The organism is Streptomyces sp. WAC00040, from assembly GCF_056835925.1.
This window is the reverse complement of record NZ_JAKQZE010000001.1, coordinates 1,357,522-1,373,872: the sequence shown is the minus strand read 5'-3', so window position 1 is coordinate 1,373,872 and position 16,351 is coordinate 1,357,522. Positions and strand designations below refer to the sequence as shown.

The 16,351-nt window shown below is 71.2% G+C and carries 16 protein-coding genes and 1 tRNA gene; 9 read left to right on the top strand and 8 right to left on the bottom strand.

Annotation, left to right across the window (positions count from 1 at the left end; all coding sequences use genetic code 11):
- Positions 1-11: 11 nt before the first annotated feature.
- Positions 12-698 (bottom strand): DUF461 domain-containing protein, encoded by a 687-nt coding sequence (locus MDN94_RS06205; protein WP_482724946.1) that lies wholly within the window; start codon positions 696-698, stop codon positions 12-14.
- Positions 699-1,310: 612 nt separating this feature from the next.
- Here MDN94_RS06205 and MDN94_RS06200 point away from each other — a divergent pair.
- The 6 genes from MDN94_RS06200 to MDN94_RS06175 all read left to right on the top strand — a co-directional run bounded on the left by MDN94_RS06200 (position 1,311) and on the right by MDN94_RS06175 (position 7,565).
- Entirely contained in the window at positions 1,311-1,793 is a 483-nt protein-coding gene (locus MDN94_RS06200) for a CarD family transcriptional regulator (protein ID WP_003953493.1), read from the top strand.
- 287 nt (positions 1,794-2,080) lie between these two features.
- The gene (gene ispD, locus MDN94_RS06195; RefSeq protein WP_482724945.1) at positions 2,081-2,818 is read left to right on the top strand and encodes a 2-C-methyl-D-erythritol 4-phosphate cytidylyltransferase; all 738 of its coding nucleotides are present in this window, start codon (positions 2,081-2,083) and stop codon (positions 2,816-2,818) included.
- Positions 2,808-3,311 carry a 2-C-methyl-D-erythritol 2,4-cyclodiphosphate synthase gene (gene ispF, locus MDN94_RS06190; protein ID WP_453455679.1) on the top strand — a complete coding sequence of 168 codons (504 nt, stop codon included), beginning with the start codon at positions 2,808-2,810 and terminating at the stop codon, positions 3,309-3,311. The genes ispD and ispF overlap by 11 nt, the downstream gene beginning before the upstream one ends.
- A 94-nt stretch (positions 3,312-3,405) precedes the next feature.
- The gene (gene cysS / locus MDN94_RS06185) at positions 3,406-4,803 is read left to right on the top strand and encodes a cysteine--tRNA ligase (protein ID WP_482724944.1); all 1,398 of its coding nucleotides are present in this window, start codon (positions 3,406-3,408) and stop codon (positions 4,801-4,803) included.
- A gap of 78 nt (positions 4,804-4,881) precedes the next feature.
- Complete coding sequence (gene rlmB / locus MDN94_RS06180) at positions 4,882-5,835, top strand: 23S rRNA (guanosine(2251)-2'-O)-methyltransferase RlmB (RefSeq protein WP_482724943.1); 954 nt, start codon at positions 4,882-4,884, stop codon at positions 5,833-5,835.
- 179 nt (positions 5,836-6,014) lie between these two features.
- Positions 6,015-7,565, top strand: a complete 1,551-nt coding sequence (locus MDN94_RS06175; protein ID WP_482724942.1) for a DoxX family protein — start codon at positions 6,015-6,017, stop codon at positions 7,563-7,565.
- A 115-nt stretch (positions 7,566-7,680) separates the two neighbouring features.
- Here the strand turns inward: MDN94_RS06175 and MDN94_RS06170 are convergent, their stop codons facing one another.
- The 3 genes from MDN94_RS06170 to MDN94_RS06160 form a co-directional block, all read right to left on the bottom strand.
- On the bottom strand, positions 7,681-8,403 hold the full coding sequence (locus MDN94_RS06170) for a nucleotidyltransferase family protein (protein ID WP_441266764.1): 723 nt from the start codon (positions 8,401-8,403) through the stop codon (positions 7,681-7,683).
- A 201-nt stretch (positions 8,404-8,604) separates the two neighbouring features.
- Entirely contained in the window at positions 8,605-9,027 is a 423-nt protein-coding gene (locus MDN94_RS06165) for a hypothetical protein (protein WP_482724941.1), read from the bottom strand.
- Between the two features lie 228 nt (positions 9,028-9,255).
- Entirely contained in the window at positions 9,256-10,383 is a 1,128-nt protein-coding gene (locus MDN94_RS06160) for an ABC transporter ATP-binding protein (RefSeq protein WP_482724940.1), read from the bottom strand.
- Positions 10,384-10,558: 175 nt separating this feature from the next.
- On the opposite strand from MDN94_RS06160, the gene MDN94_RS06155 reads away from it, so the two are divergent.
- Positions 10,559-10,635, top strand: a tRNA-Thr gene (locus MDN94_RS06155).
- Positions 10,636-10,687: 52 nt separating this feature from the next.
- Here the strand turns inward: MDN94_RS06155 and MDN94_RS06150 are convergent.
- Positions 10,688-12,079 (bottom strand): NAD(P)/FAD-dependent oxidoreductase, encoded by a 1,392-nt coding sequence (locus MDN94_RS06150; RefSeq protein WP_482724939.1) that lies wholly within the window; start codon positions 12,077-12,079, stop codon positions 10,688-10,690.
- A 168-nt stretch (positions 12,080-12,247) separates the two neighbouring features.
- On the opposite strand from MDN94_RS06150, the gene MDN94_RS06145 reads away from it, so the two are divergent.
- Positions 12,248-12,718 (top strand): GNAT family N-acetyltransferase, encoded by a 471-nt coding sequence (locus MDN94_RS06145; RefSeq protein WP_159690476.1) that lies wholly within the window; start codon positions 12,248-12,250, stop codon positions 12,716-12,718.
- Positions 12,719-12,799: 81 nt separating this feature from the next.
- Here the strand turns inward: MDN94_RS06145 and MDN94_RS06140 are convergent, their stop codons facing one another.
- A complete protein-coding gene (locus MDN94_RS06140; RefSeq protein ID WP_482724938.1) occupies positions 12,800-13,795 on the bottom strand; it encodes a zinc-binding dehydrogenase in 996 nt (331 codons plus the stop codon).
- Positions 13,796-13,841: 46 nt separating this feature from the next.
- Positions 13,842-15,032, bottom strand: a complete 1,191-nt coding sequence (locus tag MDN94_RS06135) for an FAD-dependent oxidoreductase (RefSeq protein WP_482724937.1) — start codon at positions 15,030-15,032, stop codon at positions 13,842-13,844.
- 120 nt (positions 15,033-15,152) lie between these two features.
- Between MDN94_RS06135 and MDN94_RS06130 the strand changes: the two genes are divergently transcribed.
- Positions 15,153-15,821, top strand: a complete 669-nt coding sequence (locus MDN94_RS06130; protein WP_482724936.1) for a pentapeptide repeat-containing protein — start codon at positions 15,153-15,155, stop codon at positions 15,819-15,821.
- Between the two features lie 23 nt (positions 15,822-15,844).
- On the opposite strand, the gene MDN94_RS06125 is transcribed toward MDN94_RS06130, so the two are convergent.
- The gene (locus tag MDN94_RS06125) at positions 15,845-16,345 is read right to left on the bottom strand and encodes a hypothetical protein (protein WP_441266757.1); all 501 of its coding nucleotides are present in this window, start codon (positions 16,343-16,345) and stop codon (positions 15,845-15,847) included.
- Positions 16,346-16,351 lie beyond the last annotated feature (6 nt).

Genomic DNA, 16,351 nt, shown 5'->3' with positions numbered 1-16,351 from the left:
CGTGCGTGGGGTCAGTGGCCCGCGCCGTGCGACGCGGACGCCGAGTCGGTCGGCTGCTCGGGCTCGCTGCCGGCAGCCTCCGTGTCGCCGGCCGGCGCGTCGGGGGACGCCGGGGTGCCGGTGGGAGTGCCCGTCGGGCTGCCCGAGGGGGACTTCGTCGGCTTGGCCGGCGACGGCTTCGGCACCTCGGTCGGGCCGAAGTCCTTGAAGTAGTTCGTCGCCGGGACGACCAGCGCCTGCAGCTTGACGTCGCCCGTCTCGCTGAACCGGAAGACGACCTCGCGGTTGGAGCCGTCGTTCATCTCCTGGTTGCCGTTCTCGATCACGGCGGACGCGTTGTCCTTGCCGCCGATGATGAGGCGGCCCTGCGCGGGGACGGTGAGCGTCTTCGAGCCCTTGGCGGGGGTCAGCTTCACCTTGGCGTCGGAGCCGGGCAGCGTGATCGACTCGAGGGTCTGAGGCTTCACGCCGTCGTTGAAGATCGTCAGGGCCACGACCGCGGGGCCCTTCACGTCCGGCTTCGGCTGCGTGATGACGTTCACGTTCTGCAGCTTCAGGTTGTCGACGGCGGTGGCCGCGTTGTCCGGCCTGACACCGAGGGTCTGCGCGTCGTTGCCCGCACCGCAGGCGGAGAGCGAGGCGATCGAGAAGACGATGGCAGCGCCGGCGAGGGCACCGCGTCGAAGGCTGCTGCTCACGGCGGCGCTTCTCCTTCTACGTACGGACGGGGTGGTGGCGGCTGTCACCGGCTACGGGCGTGTCAGCTCGCGCTCAGGTTACCGAGCCGTCGATCACGTCCCGCACCCGACCCGCCCTTTACCGACGGAGGACGAGAAGGACCGGCTGACCGGCGGATGCCGCCGCGCCCCTGCCGAGGTGTCCGGAAGAAGCGCTCCGATCATGTGTTCCGATCACCGGCCGACCCGCCCGTTCACATAACCGTGGTGATCGATTTCCCCGGGCGTCGCACATTCCTTGCGAATAGCCGTGGTGATCAATTTCGGATTCTGCCGAGCGTCGGTCCGTACGGGTGAGCGGCGGCCGAACGGAGTACGGGAAGTTCACCGCCGAGAATCCGACAAATCGGGATGTTCGGCCTCTTTGGAGGGGGGTGGGCGCGCTGTGACGCGTGTGTTTCCGTCCGCCCGCACAGCCGCTCCGACCTGCGAATACCGCACTCCGGAAGCCGTCCGCAGCACGTTCCTGTCTCGGTTGTCAAGCCCCGAGATATGCCCTGACCTGCGAAAACGCCATTCAGAAGAAGCCGTATCCGTGTTACCCTGGATAGCCACGGAAGGGGTACCTGTCACATGACGTTCAAGGTTGGCGACACCGTGGTCTATCCCCATCACGGGGCCGCGCTGATCGAGGCCATCGAAACTCGCCAGATCAAAGGCGTGGACAAGACCTACTTGGTGCTCAAGGTCGCCCAGGGTGACCTGACGGTTCGCGTGCCAGCGGACAATGCGGAGTTCGTCGGCGTTCGCGATGTGGTCGGCCAGGACGGACTGGACCGGGTCTTCGAGGTGCTTCGTGCACCGTACGCCGAAGAGCCGACGAACTGGTCCCGTCGCTACAAGGCAAATCTCGAGAAGCTCGCCTCCGGCGATGTCATCAAGGTCGCCGAAGTGGTGCGCGACCTGTGGCGTCGCGAGCGCGAGCGCGGGCTTTCCGCGGGTGAGAAGCGGATGCTCGCAAAGGCGCGCCAGATTCTGGTGAGCGAGCTCGCCCTCGCGGAGAACACCAATGAGGACAAGGCCGAGGCTCTGCTCGACGAGGTCCTCGCGTCCTGACGCACGATAATGCCGCGGTGCCCGCTGGCACGCTGTGAAATCACCCTCCGTGAAATCCAGCCTGCCGCCGGGCGCTGCGGCATGTGTATGAAAGGTCGCAGCTGAAGGGGCGCAAGGGTCGCAACTTTCTGACGGTCGCGACCGTCGTCGTCCGGCACCGTGGCGTGCCGGGCCTCGGCGGCTGGCGCAGACCAGTGGTCACGGAAGGGCCCGTCAAGGCGTCGCGCCCGGCACGCTGTGGCCATACCCATGTCGGCTGAGGAAACAAACCTGCCGGAGTGCAACCGATGTCAGACGTATCGCGCCACCACCGCACCGCGGCCGTGATCCCGGCCGCCGGCCGGGGTGTGCGGCTCGGCCCCGGCGCCCCGAAGGCGCTCCGCACGCTGAACGGCACGCCCATTCTCGTCCACGCCGTGCGCGCCATGGCCGCGTCCCGGGCCGTCTCACTGGTGGTTGTGGTCGCGCCGCCCGACGGGGCGCCCGAGGTGAAGCGGCTCCTCGACACGCATTCCCTGCCGGAGAGGACGGACTACCTCGTCGTCCCGGGCGGTGACACCCGGCAGGAGTCCGTACGCCTCGGTCTCGAGGCGCTCCCCGACGACATCGGAACCGTCCTCGTGCACGACGCGGCCCGCCCGCTGGTGCCCGTGGAGACCGTCGACTCGGTCATCGAGGCCGTACGCGACGGTGCTCCCGCCGTCGTGCCCGCGCTGCCCCTCGCCGACACCGTCAAGCTGGTCGAGCCGGCCGGCAAGGATGAGCCGGAGCCTGTCGTCGCCACTCCCGACCGGGCCGCTCTGCGCGCCGTGCAGACTCCACAGGGCTTCGACCGCGAGACACTCGTGCGCGCGCACGCCACGGTCACCGACAACGTCACCGACGACGCGAGCATGGTCGAGCAGCTGGGCCTGCCGGTCGTTGTCGTCCCCGGGCACGAGGAAGCGTTCAAGGTGACCCGGCCGCTCGATCTCGTGCTGGCCGAGGCCGTACTCGCCAGGAGGAGGGCCACCGATGGCTTCTGAGGAGCTCCGGTTGCCGCAGGTCGGCATCGGCACCGATGTGCACGCCTTCGAGAAGGGGCGCGAGTTGTGGTGCGCCGGCCTGCTCTGGGAAGGCCCGGAGAGTGACGGCTACGGCCTCGCGGGGCACTCCGACGGTGACGTGGCCGCGCACGCCGCCTGCGACGCCCTGTTCTCCGCCGCCGGCGTCGGTGACCTCGGCGCGCATTTCGGCACGTCGCGGCCCGAGTGGTCCGGCGCCTCCGGTGTCGCCCTGCTCTCGGAGGCGGCGCGGATCGTGCGCGCCGCCGGGTTCGAGATCGGCAATGTCTCCGTTCAGGTGATCGGCGTGCGGCCCAAGATCGGCAAGCGCCGCGAGGAGGCGCAGAAGGCGCTGTCCGCAGCGGCGGGCGCGCCGGTCGCCGTCTCGGGGACCACCACCGACGGTCTCGGCCTGACCGGACGGGCGGAGGGGCTCGCCGCCATAGCGACCGCGTTGGTGTTCCGCACGGGGTGACGTGACGGCGCGGGTGTGGCGCGTGTCACCTTTATGACACGTCCTGGCAGGAAACGGTCGCGAGGCACTACCACGCGCCCACTACCCTTGTTGCGTGACCATTCGCCTGTACGACACCAGCGCCCGGCAGATCCGTGACTTCGCCCCTCTCGTGCCGGGTTGTGTCTCGATCTACCTGTGCGGTGCCACTGTGCAGGCCGCCCCGCACATCGGGCACATCCGGTCGGGACTGAACTTCGACATCATGCGCCGTTGGTTCGAGTACCGCGGCTTCGACGTCACGTTCATCCGGAACGTGACCGACATCGACGACAAGATCATCGCCAAGTCGACGGACCACGGCCGCCCCTGGTGGTCCATCGGCTACGAGAACGAGCGGGCCTTCAACGACGGCTACGAGTCCCTCGGCTGCCTCCCGCCCACCTACGAACCGCGCGCCACCGGCCACATCACCGAGATGGTCGAGATGATGCGCGGCCTGATCGAGCGCGGGCACGCCTACGAGGCCGACGGCAGCGTCTACTTCGACGTGCGGTCCTTCCCCGACTATCTGGCGCTGTCCAACCAGGACATCGACGACCTGCGCCAGCCCACGGAAGAGGGCATCACCGGTAAGCGCGACCCGCGCGACTTCGCCATGTGGAAGGCGACCAAGCCGGGCGAGCCCTCCTGGGAGACCCCGTGGGGCCGCGGCCGGCCGGGCTGGCACCTCGAGTGCTCGGCGATGGCGCACAAGTACCTCGGCGAGGCCTTCGACATCCACGGCGGCGGTCTCGACCTGATCTTCCCCCACCACGAGAACGAGATCGCCCAGGCCAAGGCCTACGGCGACGCCTTCGCCTCGTACTGGGTGCACAACGCCTGGGTCACCATGAGCGGCGAGAAGATGTCGAAGTCCCTCGGCAACTCGGTGCTCGTCTCGGAGATGGTGAAGAACTGGCGCCCGATCGTCCTGCGCTACTACCTCGGCACCCCGCACTACCGCTCGATGATCGAGTACAGCGAGGAGGCCCTGCGCGAGGCCGAGTCGGCATTCGCGCGGATCGAGGGCTTCGTCCAGCGGGTCGTCGAGAAGGCGGGACCGGTCGCGCCGGCCGCCGAGGTGCCGCCGGCGTTCGCCGAGGCCATGGACGACGACCTGGGCGTGCCGCAGGCCCTCGCGATCATCCACACCACGGTCCGGCAGGGGAACAGCGCGCTGGCCGCCGACGACAAGGAAGCCGCCGTGGCACGCCTCGCCGAGGTCCGTGCCATGCTGGGAGTCCTCGGCCTGGACCCGCTCGACCCGCACTGGGCGGGCGAGGCCGACCGCGGCGAAGACCTGCACGGGGTCGTCGACACGCTCGTCAGGCTCGTGCTCCAGCAGCGCGAGTCGGCCAGGTCCCGCAAGGACTGGGCGACGGCGGACGCCATCCGCGACCAGCTGAACCAGTCCGGACTCGTCATCGAGGACGGTCCCGACGGACCGCGCTGGACACTCGGACCGCGCTGAGCACCGGGCGCATGTGCCGCCCGGTGCTCCGGGCGGCACACATTCACTTAACGACGCGATCCAGAGGAACGAAAAGTCATGGCCGGGAACAGCCAGCGCAGGAACCGCCGCACGTCCAACAAGAAGGGCGCGCAGGTCGGCAGCGGTGGCCAGCGTCGCCGCGGTCTCGAGGGCAAGGGCCCGACGCCGCCCGCCTCCGCCCGTAAGGGACACAAGAAGAACCGGGTCGCCAACGCACAGGCGAGGAAGGCCGCCACCCGCCGGCCCGTCGCCCGCCGCGGCGGCAAGGGCACGTCCGAGATGGTCGTCGGCCGCAACCCGGTCTTCGAGGCGCTGCGCGACGGCGTGCCGGCCTCCACCCTCTACGTCCAGCAGTTCATCGACAACGACGAGCGGGTGCGCGAGGCGCTCCAGCTCGCCACCGGACGCGGCAACATCAACATCATGGAGGCGCCGCGCCCGGAGCTCGACCGGCTGACCAACGGGCTCAACCACCAGGGCCTGGTGCTTCAGGTCCCGCCGTACGAGTACGCGCACCCGGAGGACCTGGCCGCCGCCGCGTTCGACGACGGTGAGGACCCGCTGATCGTCGCCCTCGACGGTGTCACCGACCCTCGAAACCTGGGCGCCGTCGTCCGCTCCGTGTCGGCCTTCGGCGGCCACGGCGTGGTCGTCCCCGAGCGCCGCGCCGCGGGTATGACCGCGGGCGCCTGGAAGACGTCCGCCGGCACCGCCGCCCGCACGCCGGTGGCGCGGGCGACCAACCTGACGCGTGCCCTGGAGTCGTACCAGAAGGCCGGTCTGACCGTCGTCGGCCTGGCCGCCGACGGCGAGAGCGAGGTCGGCGACCTCGAGGCTCTCGGCGGGCCGCTGGTCATCGTGGTGGGCAGCGAGGGCAAGGGTCTGTCCCGTCTCGTCGGGGAGACCTGCGACTACCTGGTCCGCATCCCGATGCCGGGCGGCGCGGAGTCCCTCAACGCGGGTGTCGCGGCCGGTGTCGTCCTGTACGAGGCGGCCAAGCGGCGCGCCTGAGGACCGTATTGGGCCGTTTTCGGACGGCCGTGGGTGTAAACCGGTCGATAAGGAACGCTTGACGGGTCTCGGACAGATCGGGCCCGTCACGGCCGTGCCCTAAACACTCATCACTCGGTTAGATGAGTGTGGACACCAGAACGCCCCGGTCCGGGTTCGATGATCAGCCTGCGTTGAGCATGGTGAAGGTGGACTGCGATCCCGCGCAGGTCATCGTCAGCCACGCCAGTTTCCGCGTGCAGCTCGCCCGGAGCCCGCGCCCCGCACGTTCCCTGGCGGACACCGCGCGCCTCGCCCCGCTCGCCGGAGCCGGCGCGGCGGCACGGCCGCGCAGGGCGCCCGTCGTATGGAGCGGCAGGTCGGCCCCCGGGGACTCCGGGGCCACCGGGCTGCTCCAGGCCGTACGCAACTCCACCCTCGAGCACGATCCCTACAGCGCGGGCGCCACCCGGGTCATGCCCCGCGTCGACCTCGAAGAGACCGTGGCGGCCCCCACGGTCCCCGCCCCGGGCGGCCCGGGCCGGGACAGGCCGCTGCTGCCTCCGATGCGGCAGGCGGTCGGCGCCTACGACTCGTACGACACCGGCCCGTCCCACGAGCAGCAGCCGTACGACGCGGGAGCCTACGAGGTCGAGGCGTACGACCACGAGGGCTTCGAGCGGGAACAGGCCCGGCGGCGCTCTCCGCAGCGCCACGGCGCGGACTCCGTGCGGCACGCCTACTACCCCGGCCGCCGGATGAACCTCGGAGTGGTGCTGCTGCCCCTGCGGGTGCTCCTCGGCCTCATCTCCGTCTACGCCGGCATGGGCAAGCTCTGCGACCCCGTCTACTTCGACGGCGGCGACCGCGGCTCCATGGTCAAGTGGCTCAACGCCCTGAACCCGTGGGCCCTCGGCGAGCCGATGCGCGACTTCGCGGTCGCCCACCCGGTCGGCGCCGGGCTCACCGTCGCCTTCCTCCAGGTCATCGTCGGCGTTCTCACCGTCCTCGGCCTGTGGCAGCGCATCGCGGCGGTCGTCGGCGCGCTGCTCTCAGCGGCGCTGATCATGACTGTGAGCTGGCGGTCGGTCCCCGTCTACGAGACGCCGGACCTCATCTACCTGGCGGCCTGGTCGCCGCTGATCATCGCCGGCGCCCCCGTCTACTCGATCGACGGCCGTCTCGCCGGCGAGGCCTGGCGCACCCTCGGGCCCCGCTCCGAACTGTGGGACCTGCGCCGGCGCGTCCTGCGCCGGGGTGGCCTCGTCGCCGCGGTCGTCGTCGGGCTCACGATGCTCGTGGGCTCGATCCTCGGCGGCGCCGTCCGCTCGAACGACATGGTCACCGTGCCCGGCCCGCGCCAGAACCCGACCAACTACCTGCCCGGCGCCCCGCTGCCCAAGGAGTCGGGAACCGACGCGGGCTCACCCCGCCCGCGCAAGGAGAAGCCCTCCCCGTCCGCCAGCCGGCCCACCGAGAAGCCCAGGGAAGCGGCGTCCACGCCCACGCGGGAGACCGTCCAGGAGAGCGGGCAGGTCGCCGGTACGCCCAGCGAGACGCAGGGCAGCCGCACTCAGTCGCCCAGCGGCTCCCGGCCCGCCCCTCCGCCGTCCTCCGGCACCACGGGGCCGACCTCGACCGGCGGCAGCAGCTCCGGCGGCACGACCGGCGGCGGCTCGGGCGACGGCTCCGGCGGCAGCACCGGCGGATCCGACGAGGGCGGCGGCGTGATCGGCGGCCTGCTCGGCTGAACGCCCGCCCGTCCGCGGCGGAGCGAAGGGGCGGCCACCGGAATCTTCCGGTGGCCGCCCCTTCGCCCGTTCGGCCGGAAGCGCGGGACGGAACGTCAACGCACTTGCCGGAACGTCAACGCACCTGCGTGGAAAGCTCCTTGGCCGCCTCTGTCAGATCCTTCGCCGTGTCGATCGCCCGCCAGTAGGCGCCGTTGGGCAACGGGAAGCCGGCCAGCCGGCGTTCGCGCGCCAGCCGCGGGAACGTCGTCCGCTCGTGGTCGCCCACATCGGGCAGCAGCCCCGTGAACTCCGCGGAGAAGACGTACACGCCCGCGTTGATCAGATACGGCGACGGCGGCGACTCGATGAAGTCCGTGATGTGCCCGAAGGCGTCCGTCTCCACGGCACCCCAGGGGATGCGCGGACGCGCGAGCGCGAGGGTCGCCGCGGCGTCGCGTTCGGCGTGGAAGGCGGCCATCTCGCGCAGCGAGAAGCGGGTCCAGATGTCGCCGTTGGTCGCGTACCAGGGCTGATCGGGATGCGGCAGGGCGGCCGCGGCGTACTTGAGGCCGCCGCCGCGGCCCAAGGGCTCCGTCTCGACGACGGTCTTGACGCGCAGGGGAAGCACCGCGCTGTCCAGCCACTCCTGGAGGACCTCCGCGAGATGGCCGCAGGACACCACGGCGTCGGTCACGCCCTCCTCGGCCAGCCAGGCAAGCTGGTGGCCGATGATCGGGGTGCCGGTCCCCGGGATCTCGACCATGGGCTTGGGGCGGTCGTCGGTGTACGGGCGCAGCCGAGAGCCCTGGCCGCCCGCCAGGACAACGGCCTGCGTCGGAAACGTAGGCGTTTGCATGGCCTGAACGATATGCGGCGGGCCGGCCCGCCCTGGGCCCGGGACGGCGTCACTGGCCGTGGCCGACGGCGTCAGTGGGTTTGCAGGGCGGCGTCAGTGGCTGAGCGCGGCGTGGAGGCGGCCCATGGGGGCGCAGGAGCGCCCCGGGGGCGGTCAGGGCCCGGCGGGGCTGCCCCCGGGCCCTCATTGTCCGTGACGGCGTCAGGAGCCCTGCGCCTGCTGCGCGACGCCCGTGGCGAACGACGTGTCGCAGACGGGCCGGGAGAACGACTGGGCGCGGATCGGACCGTAGAGGTCCACCGCGGCCCGGCCGAGGGCGCGCGCGAGGGACATGCAGTGCTCGGCGAGCGACGGGCGCGCCTCGATCTCCCGCTGGAGGTGGGTGAGCGCGACACCCGGGTCCTCGGTCTGCAGCTGCGTGAGCAGCCGGTCGCGCAGAACATCCTGCGGGGCACGGGACTTGGCGCGTACGGAAACGTTCTCCGAGGAGGCGGTGAGCATCTGCGACTGGGTGGCCTGCCCTGCCCACGGGACGGCGGTGACCGCGAGGGTTCCGGAGAGCACCAGGACGACAGGCAGAACGAGGGCGAGAGTGCGGCCGATTCGGCGGGCTGTGTGGGTCACGCTCGCGAGCGTAGCGGCCAGTGATGATTTGGCGACCTTCAGTCACTCACGCGAGGGATGGTTCGACCGCGCCTTTCGATTACCGTGTTGACGCCCGGCGGAGAAATGCGTCGAACATCCGCTTCTGGCGGCTTATTTGCCCAATTATCCGAAAAGCCGGGCCTCGCACCGAAGTGCGGGGCCCGGCCTTTCGTCGTTGCTTGATTCGCGGCCCGGCCGCTCGGCGGGTCAGCCGCTGAGGCGCTCGCCGGTCGACGTCGAGAAGACGTGGATCTCGCCGGAGCGCGGCACGACGTGGAGCTCGCTGCCCTTGGCCGGGACGTCGCGGCCGCCGACGCGGACGACGAGGTCCTTGTGCTCGCCGCCGACCTGGGCGGAGCCGTACACGTAGCCGTCGGCGCCGAGCTCCTCAACGACGTTCACGGACACGGCGAGGCCGGCCGGGGCGTCCTGGGAGAGGGTCTTGGTGTCACCGGCGCCGTGCTCGACGACGTCGAAGTGCTCGGGGCGGACGCCGACCGTGACGGTCGTGTCGCCCTTGTCGGCGGCGGCGGACAGGGCCTCACGGGAGACCGGGACGACGCTGTTGCCGAACTTCACGCCACCGTCGGTGATCGGGACCTCGACGAGGTTCATGGCCGGGGAGCCGATGAAGCCGGCGACGAAGAGGTTGGCGGGGCGGTCGTACATGTTGCGCGGCGAGTCGACCTGCTGGAGCAGGCCGTCCTTCAGCACGGCCACCCGGTCGCCCATGGTCATGGCCTCGACCTGGTCGTGGGTGACGTACACAGTGGTGATGCCGAGGCGGCGCTGCAGGCTCGCGATCTGCGTACGGGTGGAGACACGGAGCTTGGCGTCCAGGTTCGACAGCGGCTCGTCCATGAGGAAGACCTGCGGCTCACGCACGATGGCGCGGCCCATCGCGACACGCTGGCGCTGACCACCGGAGAGGGCCTTCGGCTTGCGGTCCAGGTAGTCGCTGAGGTCGAGGATCTTCGCGGCCTCTTCGACCTTCTTGCGGATCTCGCTCTTGTTGACGCCGGCGATCTTGAGCGCGAAGCCCATGTTGTCGGCGACGGTCATGTGCGGGTAGAGCGCGTAGTTCTGGAACACCATGGCGATGTCCCGGTCCTTCGGCGGCAGGTGCGTGACGTCGCGGTTGCCGATCCGGATGGATCCGCCGTTGACGTCCTCGAGACCCGCGAGCATCCGCAGGGAGGTCGACTTGCCGCAGCCGGACGGCCCGACGAGGACGAGGAACTCGCCGTCCTCGGTCTCGATCTCGAGCTGGTCGACGGCGGGCTTCTCGGAGCCCGGGTAGATCCGGGTCGCCTTGTCGAACGTGACAGTAGCCATGCTGATGTGTCTCCTTCACCGGCAGGAACGTGCCGGACGATCCGAGTAAGGGAGTGGTCTGGTCCAACGGTGTGAACCTGCCGTGACGCTACCTGGCGATCGGGGATCTGTCAGTAGCCGGTGGCGGGAGAAATCCCACCGGGGCGGCGCGGGCGTTGGTTACACTTCTCTCGCTGCCTCCTTAGCTCAGTTGGCTAGAGCGCTTGACTTGTAATCTTGAGGTCGTCGGTTCGACTCCGACAGGAGGCTCCAGCACGCGAAGGGCCCCCGGACAGACCGTCCGGGGGCCCTTCGCCGTGTCCGCTCAGTGCCGGCCGGAGATCTTGTCCGCCAGGGTCGCGAGGCGGGCCGTCGTCGGGGTGTGGGTGGTGGCCTCGTACCGGTCGGCCCTGCGGTACGCGGAGTAGAGGGTGTGGACGCCCAGCCAGCGCAGGGGTTCCGGTTCCCACTTGCGGACCTTGTGGTTGACCCAGGGGAGCGCGGTCAGGTCGGTGGGGCCCGACTGGCCGGAGTCCTGCTGGATCAGGTCGCGCAGGGTGCGGGCGGCCAGGTTGGAGGTGGCCACGCCGGAGCCGACGTAGCCGCCGGCCCAGCCGAGGCCGGTGGAGCGGTCGAGGGTGGCGGTCGCGCACCAGTCGCGGGGGACGCCGAGGACGCCCGACCAGGCATGGGCGATCCGGGTGCCGGCGAGCCGGGGGAAGAAGCGGATCAGGATTTCGCGCAGCGCCTCGACGGTGGCGGGGCCGGTGCGTCCGTCGTTGTCGGTCCGCGAGCCGTAGCGGTAGGGGGCGCCGCGCCCGCCGATCGCGATGCGGTTGTCGGCGGTGCGCTGGGCGTACATGTAGGCGTGGGCCATGTCGCCGAGGGCCTCGCGGCCGGACCAGCCGATCTCGTCCCACGCGTCGTCCGGGAGCGGCTCCGTGACGATCATGGAGGAGTTCATGGGGAGCCAGGTGCGGTGCTGGCCCTTGAGGGACGCGGTGAACCCTTCGGTGCAGCGCAGGATGTAGGGAGCGCGGACGGTGCCGTACGGGGTGACGGCGTGCTTGGGCCTGATCTCCGTGACAGGCGTCGACTCGTGGACGGTGACGCCGAGCGCCTCCACGGCGGCGGCCAGGCCCTTGACCAGTTTCACCGGGTGCAGGCGGGCGCCGTGCGGGGTCCAGCTGCCGGCCACGGCGCCGCTGACGTGGACGCGTTCCGCCGTCTCACGGGCGCCGAGCAGGACACGGTCCTTCTCGCCGAAGGCGATCTCGACGGAGTGGAAGTCCCTCAGGCGCTGGAGCTGGGCGGGCGTGCGGGCGACCTCGAGCACGCCGCCCTTGTGGATGTCGGCGTCGATCTTCTCCTCGCCGGCGACGCGGACGACTTCGTCGACGGTGTCGTTCATGGCCTGCTGGAGGCGTACGGCGGCGTCGTGGCCGTGGAGCCGGGCGTAGCGGTCGCGTCCGGCGACGCCGTTGTAGAGCCAGCCGCCGTTGCGTCCCGAGGCGCCGTATCCGCAGAACGTGGCTTCAAGGACGGTGATGTTGAGGAACGGGACGGCCTTCTTGAGGTAGTACGCGGTCCACAGGCCGGTGTATCCGCCGCCGACGATGCAGACGTCGGCGGAGCTGTCGCCGGGGAGGGGTTCGCGGGGGACGGGGGCGCCGTCCTGCGCGTACCAGAACGATATGCCGCCGTTGACGGTGTTCATGTGGGTCGCTGCTTTCCCTGCCGTTGGGTGGGCCGTGTGGCGGGAATGTACTGCTCCGGGCCGCCTTCCGCGACGTAGGGGCGCGGCATGGGCAGTGGCCGGGCGGGCGGTGGTCCGCTCCGTGGAATCGTCTGGCGCGACGAGCGGTCGTAAGGGCAGGCTGGGCGCATGATTCGTACTGCCGCACCCGCCGATGTGCCCGTGATCCACGAGATGGTCCGGGAGCTCGCCGAATACGAGAAGGCCTTGCACGAGGCGAACGCCACCGAGGAGCAACTGCGCGAGGCGCTGTTCGGTGAGCGGCCGGCGGCGTTCGCGCACATCGCGGAGACGGAGGACGGCGAGGTGGCCGGTTTCGCGCTGTGGTTCCTGAACTTCTCCACGTGGCGCGGTGTGCACGGGATCTACCTGGAGGACCTGTACGTGCGGCCGGGGCTGCGGGGCGGCGGCCACGGGAAGGCGCTGCTCACGGAGTTGGCGCGGATCTGCGTGGAGCGCGGCTACGAGCGTCTGGAGTGGTCGGTGCTGAACTGGAACACCCCGTCGATCGACTTCTACAGGTCGCTGGGGGCACGGCCGCAGGACGAGTGGACGGTCTACCGGCTGACCGACGGGGCGCTCAAGAGCCTCGGAGCCTGATCCCCCTTTGCTGCGTGCGGGACCACGGGTCCTGGACACCGGGACGTGACCACGTGACCAGGACCTGACGAGGGCGGGGCCTTACGGGACGAGGACCACCTTGCCGACGGTGCCGCGTGTCTCGAGGGCGCGGTGTGCGTCGGCGGCGTCCGACAGGGCGTAGCGCTGGACGGCGGGGCGGAGCCGGCCGGCGGCGGCCTCGGCGAGGGCGCGGCTCTCGAGGGCGCGCAGACCGCCGGCCTTCTCGAGCATGGCGGGGCCGAGGACGCCCTGTGAGGTGATGCCGCGTTCGGCGAGTTCCTCCGGGGTGAGGGTCAGCGGGCTGTCGGAGAGGATGCCCTGGCTGGACCAGCCGAAGACGATGTGCTTGCCGCCCTTGCCGAGGAGGTCCACGGCGGCGCGGCCGGCCTCGCCGCCGACGGAGTCGTAGACGACGCCGGCACGCCGGTCGCCGAGGTGGCCGCGTACGATGTCGGGCCAGTCCGGGCGGGTGTAGTCGACGGCCAGGTCGGCGCCGTTGTCGCGTACGCGGGCGGTCTTGGCGGGGCCGCCCGCCAGGCCGACGACGGTGGCGCCGGCGTTCTTGGCGTACTGGACGATCAGCGTGCCGATGCCGCCCGCTGCGGCGGGGACGATCACGATGTCGTCGGGCCCGAGGTCGGTGTACTGGAGGATGCCGAGCGCGGTCCTTCCGGTGCCGATCATGGCGACGGCCGCCGCCTCGTCGAGTTCTCCGGGGATCTCGTGGAGTCGGTCCGCGCCGGTGACGGCGAGTTCGGCGTAGCCCCCGGGCGCCATGCCGAGGTGGGCGACGACGCGCTTGCCGAGCCAGGCGGGGTCGGTGCCCTCGCCGAGGGACTCGACGACGCCGGCGACTTCGCGGCCGGGGATCGTCGGCAGTTCCACGGCCACCGGGTACGGGCCTTGCGCGCCCTCGCGCAGCGCGGTGTCGAGGAGATGGACACCGGCGGCGGCGACGGCGATCCGTACCTGGCCGGGGCCGGGTACAGGGTCGTCGGCCGTCTCGTAGGTCAGGTTCTCCGCGGGGCCGAAGGCGTGCAGGCGGACGGCGTGCATGGTGTGGCCTCCCTTGTCGTGGGGTCGTCGGGCCCACTCTTCAACCTCAAGCGCGCTTGACGTCAAGGCGGTTGCGGGTCGCCCGGTGGGCGCTGCCGCTGCCGCGCAGCGCGAGCGAGACCGCCTCCAGCGCGCTGTTGAAGGACACCTCCGAGAGCAGCCCCGGCGCTGCGACCTGGTCCCCGGCGAGGTAGACCCCGTCACCGCGGTCGATGGCGGGACGGTCGCGCCAGGTGGTGCCGGGCAGGTCGACGGCGCCGGTACGGCCGTTGGCGAGCGCTTCGCGCCGCCACATGGTCCGCTCCCGCCAGCCGGGGAACCCGAGGTCGAGGAGGGCCTCCGCGTGGGCGGTTCCGTCGGCCTTGGACGCGTCGGGGGCGATGGGGAGCTGTCCCTGCAGGAGCTGCTGCCCGGCAGGGGCGAGGGTCGGGTCCTGGGCGGTGAAGCGTTCCAGCCAGCCGGGGGCGTCGAGGTCGCAGACCACGAACGCGTCGCCGCGCCGGGTCCGCAGCGCCAGGTCGACCAGGGTGGTGCGGCCGCTGGTCCAGCGCAGGGTGTCGTCGCCGAGGATGCGGCGGGCCGCGTCGAGGGTGGTGGCGACGATGACGGGACCGTGACCTTCGGGCAGGGAGTCGACGCGTGACGTGGTCTCGATGCGTACGCCCAGGTCCCAGGCGCGGGCGGCCATCCGCTCGACGACCTGCCCCCATCCGCCGCGTGGGTAGTGGGCCTCCGGCGGCAGGGCCGTGGCCCGTCGGAGGCGTTCGTGGACGAACGCGGCGGAGAGCGAGCCGGGGTCGTGGTGGAAGAGGGCGACGCCCATGTAGTGGGCGGCCGCCCGGGCGGCTTGCTCGCCCGCGACGGTCGTCGCCCAGGTCAGGAAGTCGGTGTCGACGGGGGCCGAGCCGGCGGGACGGCGGGCGAGCCTGAGCATTCCGAGGGGCGGGGTCCTGCGCAGCGCGCCGTCGCGGCGGAAACGGAAGCGTGCTCCTTCGAGGGGAGGCAGGGGCGCGAGGGGGCCGAGGAGGTTGCGCTGCTTCAGCCAGGTCCAGTGGGGACCGCGGTTGTAGAGGGCGTGGGGGCCGTCATTGGTCCGGTAGGGGCCGTCGCTGGTGCGGGCGCGTCCCCCGAGGGTGTGGTGGGCCTCGTACAGGGCCACACGGGCGCCGGACTCGGCGGCGGTGATGGCCGCTGTGAGGCCGGCGAATCCGCCGCCGATGACGGTGATCTCATGCATGTCTGTCTCTCCCGGATCGTTCGGCTCGTCGCTCTCACGGCTGCGACGGATCGGGGGCCGGGGGATGTGACATCACACGGGCGCGAAGCCGTTGTCAGTGGCGCACGTCACCATGGGGAAATGGCGAAGGCGCGGAGAGCGGCAGTGGCGGCGGCGAGGGTGACCGAGGTGCGGCTGCCGCGGCTCGAGGAGTTCGGCGGCGGCGCACTGGAGCCGGACGGGGATTACGACGGGGTGCGGTTCGAGGGGCTGGACCTGGGCGGTCAGCAGGGGGCAGGGGCCCGCTTCATCGACTGCGCGCTGACGGACTGCGTCCTGGACGGGACGCGGTTGACGCAGGCCCGTTTCGTGGACTGCGTGCTCGAGGGGGTCCGCGGGGTAGGGGCGGATCTCGCCGGGGCCTCGCTGCGTGACGTGGAGATGCGTGAGGCGCGGTTGGGCGGGGCGCAGTTGCACGGGGCGTCGCTGACGGGGGTGGTGCTGCGCGGCGGCAAGATCGACTATCTGAATCTTCGGGAGGCGGGACTGACGGACGTCGTGTTCCACGGCTGCGTGCTGTCGGAGGCGGACTTCGGGGGCGCGCGGCTGGAGCGGGTGGAGTTCCGGGACTGTGTGCTGCGGCGGGTCGATCTGACGGGGGTGCGGATGAAGGACGTCGACCTGCGCGGGGCGGCGGAGCTGGACATCGCGCGCGGGGTGGAGCGGTTGGCGGGGGCGGTGATCAGCCCGGGGCAACTGCTGGAGCTGGCACCCGCGTTCGCGGCGCAGATCGGCGTGCGGGTGGAGTAGCGCGCCGAGTGGGGCCGGCCCGGTCAGGCCGTGCGGGGGAAGCGGGCCTGGAGGTCCCAGATCACCGGGTTGTCGCCGAGGCCCTCGTGCATGTCGGTGAGGTCGGCGATCAGGTCGTGCAGGAAGTCGCGGGCCTCACGGCGGAGTTCGGCGTGGCTGAAGGTGATCGGCGGCTCGTCGCCGGGCATCCAGTCGGCCTCGACGTCGACCCATCCGAAGCGGCGCTCGAAGAGCATCCGGTCGCTGGACTCCGTGAAGTCCAGCTCGGCGTACCGGGGCTTCGACGCGCGGCTGCCGAGCGGGTCGCGGTCGAGCTGCTCGACGATGTCGCACAGGGCCCAGGCGAAGTCGAGTACCGGGACCCATCCCCAGGCTGTGGATACCTCCCGGTCCTTCTCCGTGTCGGCGAGATAGACGTCGCCGCAAAAGAGGTCGTGGCGCAGCGCCTGTACGTCCGCGCGCCGGTAGTCGGTCTGCGGCGGGTCGGGGAAGCGGCGCGAGAGGGAGTAGCCGATGTCGAGCACGTGGTC

Excerpts from the sequence above, each read along its gene's own strand:
- ispF (WP_453455679.1), top strand. The coding sequence starts at position 2,808 with ATGGCTTCTGAGGAGCTCCGGTTGCCGCAGGTCGGCATCGGCACCGAT.
- MDN94_RS06135 (WP_482724937.1), bottom strand. The coding sequence starts at position 15,032 with ATGCATGAGATCACCGTCATCGGCGGCGGATTCGCCGGCCTCACAGCG.
- MDN94_RS06150 (WP_482724939.1), bottom strand. The coding sequence starts at position 12,079 with ATGAACACCGTCAACGGCGGCATATCGTTCTGGTACGCGCAGGACGGC.
- MDN94_RS06160 (WP_482724940.1), bottom strand. The coding sequence starts at position 10,383 with ATGGCTACTGTCACGTTCGACAAGGCGACCCGGATCTACCCGGGCTCC.
- MDN94_RS06170 (WP_441266764.1), bottom strand. The coding sequence starts at position 8,403 with ATGCAAACGCCTACGTTTCCGACGCAGGCCGTTGTCCTGGCGGGCGGC.
- MDN94_RS06200 (WP_003953493.1), top strand. The coding sequence starts at position 1,311 with ATGACGTTCAAGGTTGGCGACACCGTGGTCTATCCCCATCACGGGGCC.
- ispD (WP_482724945.1), top strand. The coding sequence starts at position 2,081 with ATGTCAGACGTATCGCGCCACCACCGCACCGCGGCCGTGATCCCGGCC.
- MDN94_RS06140 (WP_482724938.1), bottom strand. The coding sequence starts at position 13,795 with ATGCACGCCGTCCGCCTGCACGCCTTCGGCCCCGCGGAGAACCTGACC.
- rlmB (WP_482724943.1), top strand. The coding sequence starts at position 4,882 with ATGGCCGGGAACAGCCAGCGCAGGAACCGCCGCACGTCCAACAAGAAG.
- MDN94_RS06145 (WP_159690476.1), top strand. The coding sequence starts at position 12,248 with ATGATTCGTACTGCCGCACCCGCCGATGTGCCCGTGATCCACGAGATG.
- MDN94_RS06130 (WP_482724936.1), top strand. The coding sequence starts at position 15,153 with ATGGCGAAGGCGCGGAGAGCGGCAGTGGCGGCGGCGAGGGTGACCGAG.
- MDN94_RS06175 (WP_482724942.1), top strand. The coding sequence starts at position 6,015 with ATGGTGAAGGTGGACTGCGATCCCGCGCAGGTCATCGTCAGCCACGCC.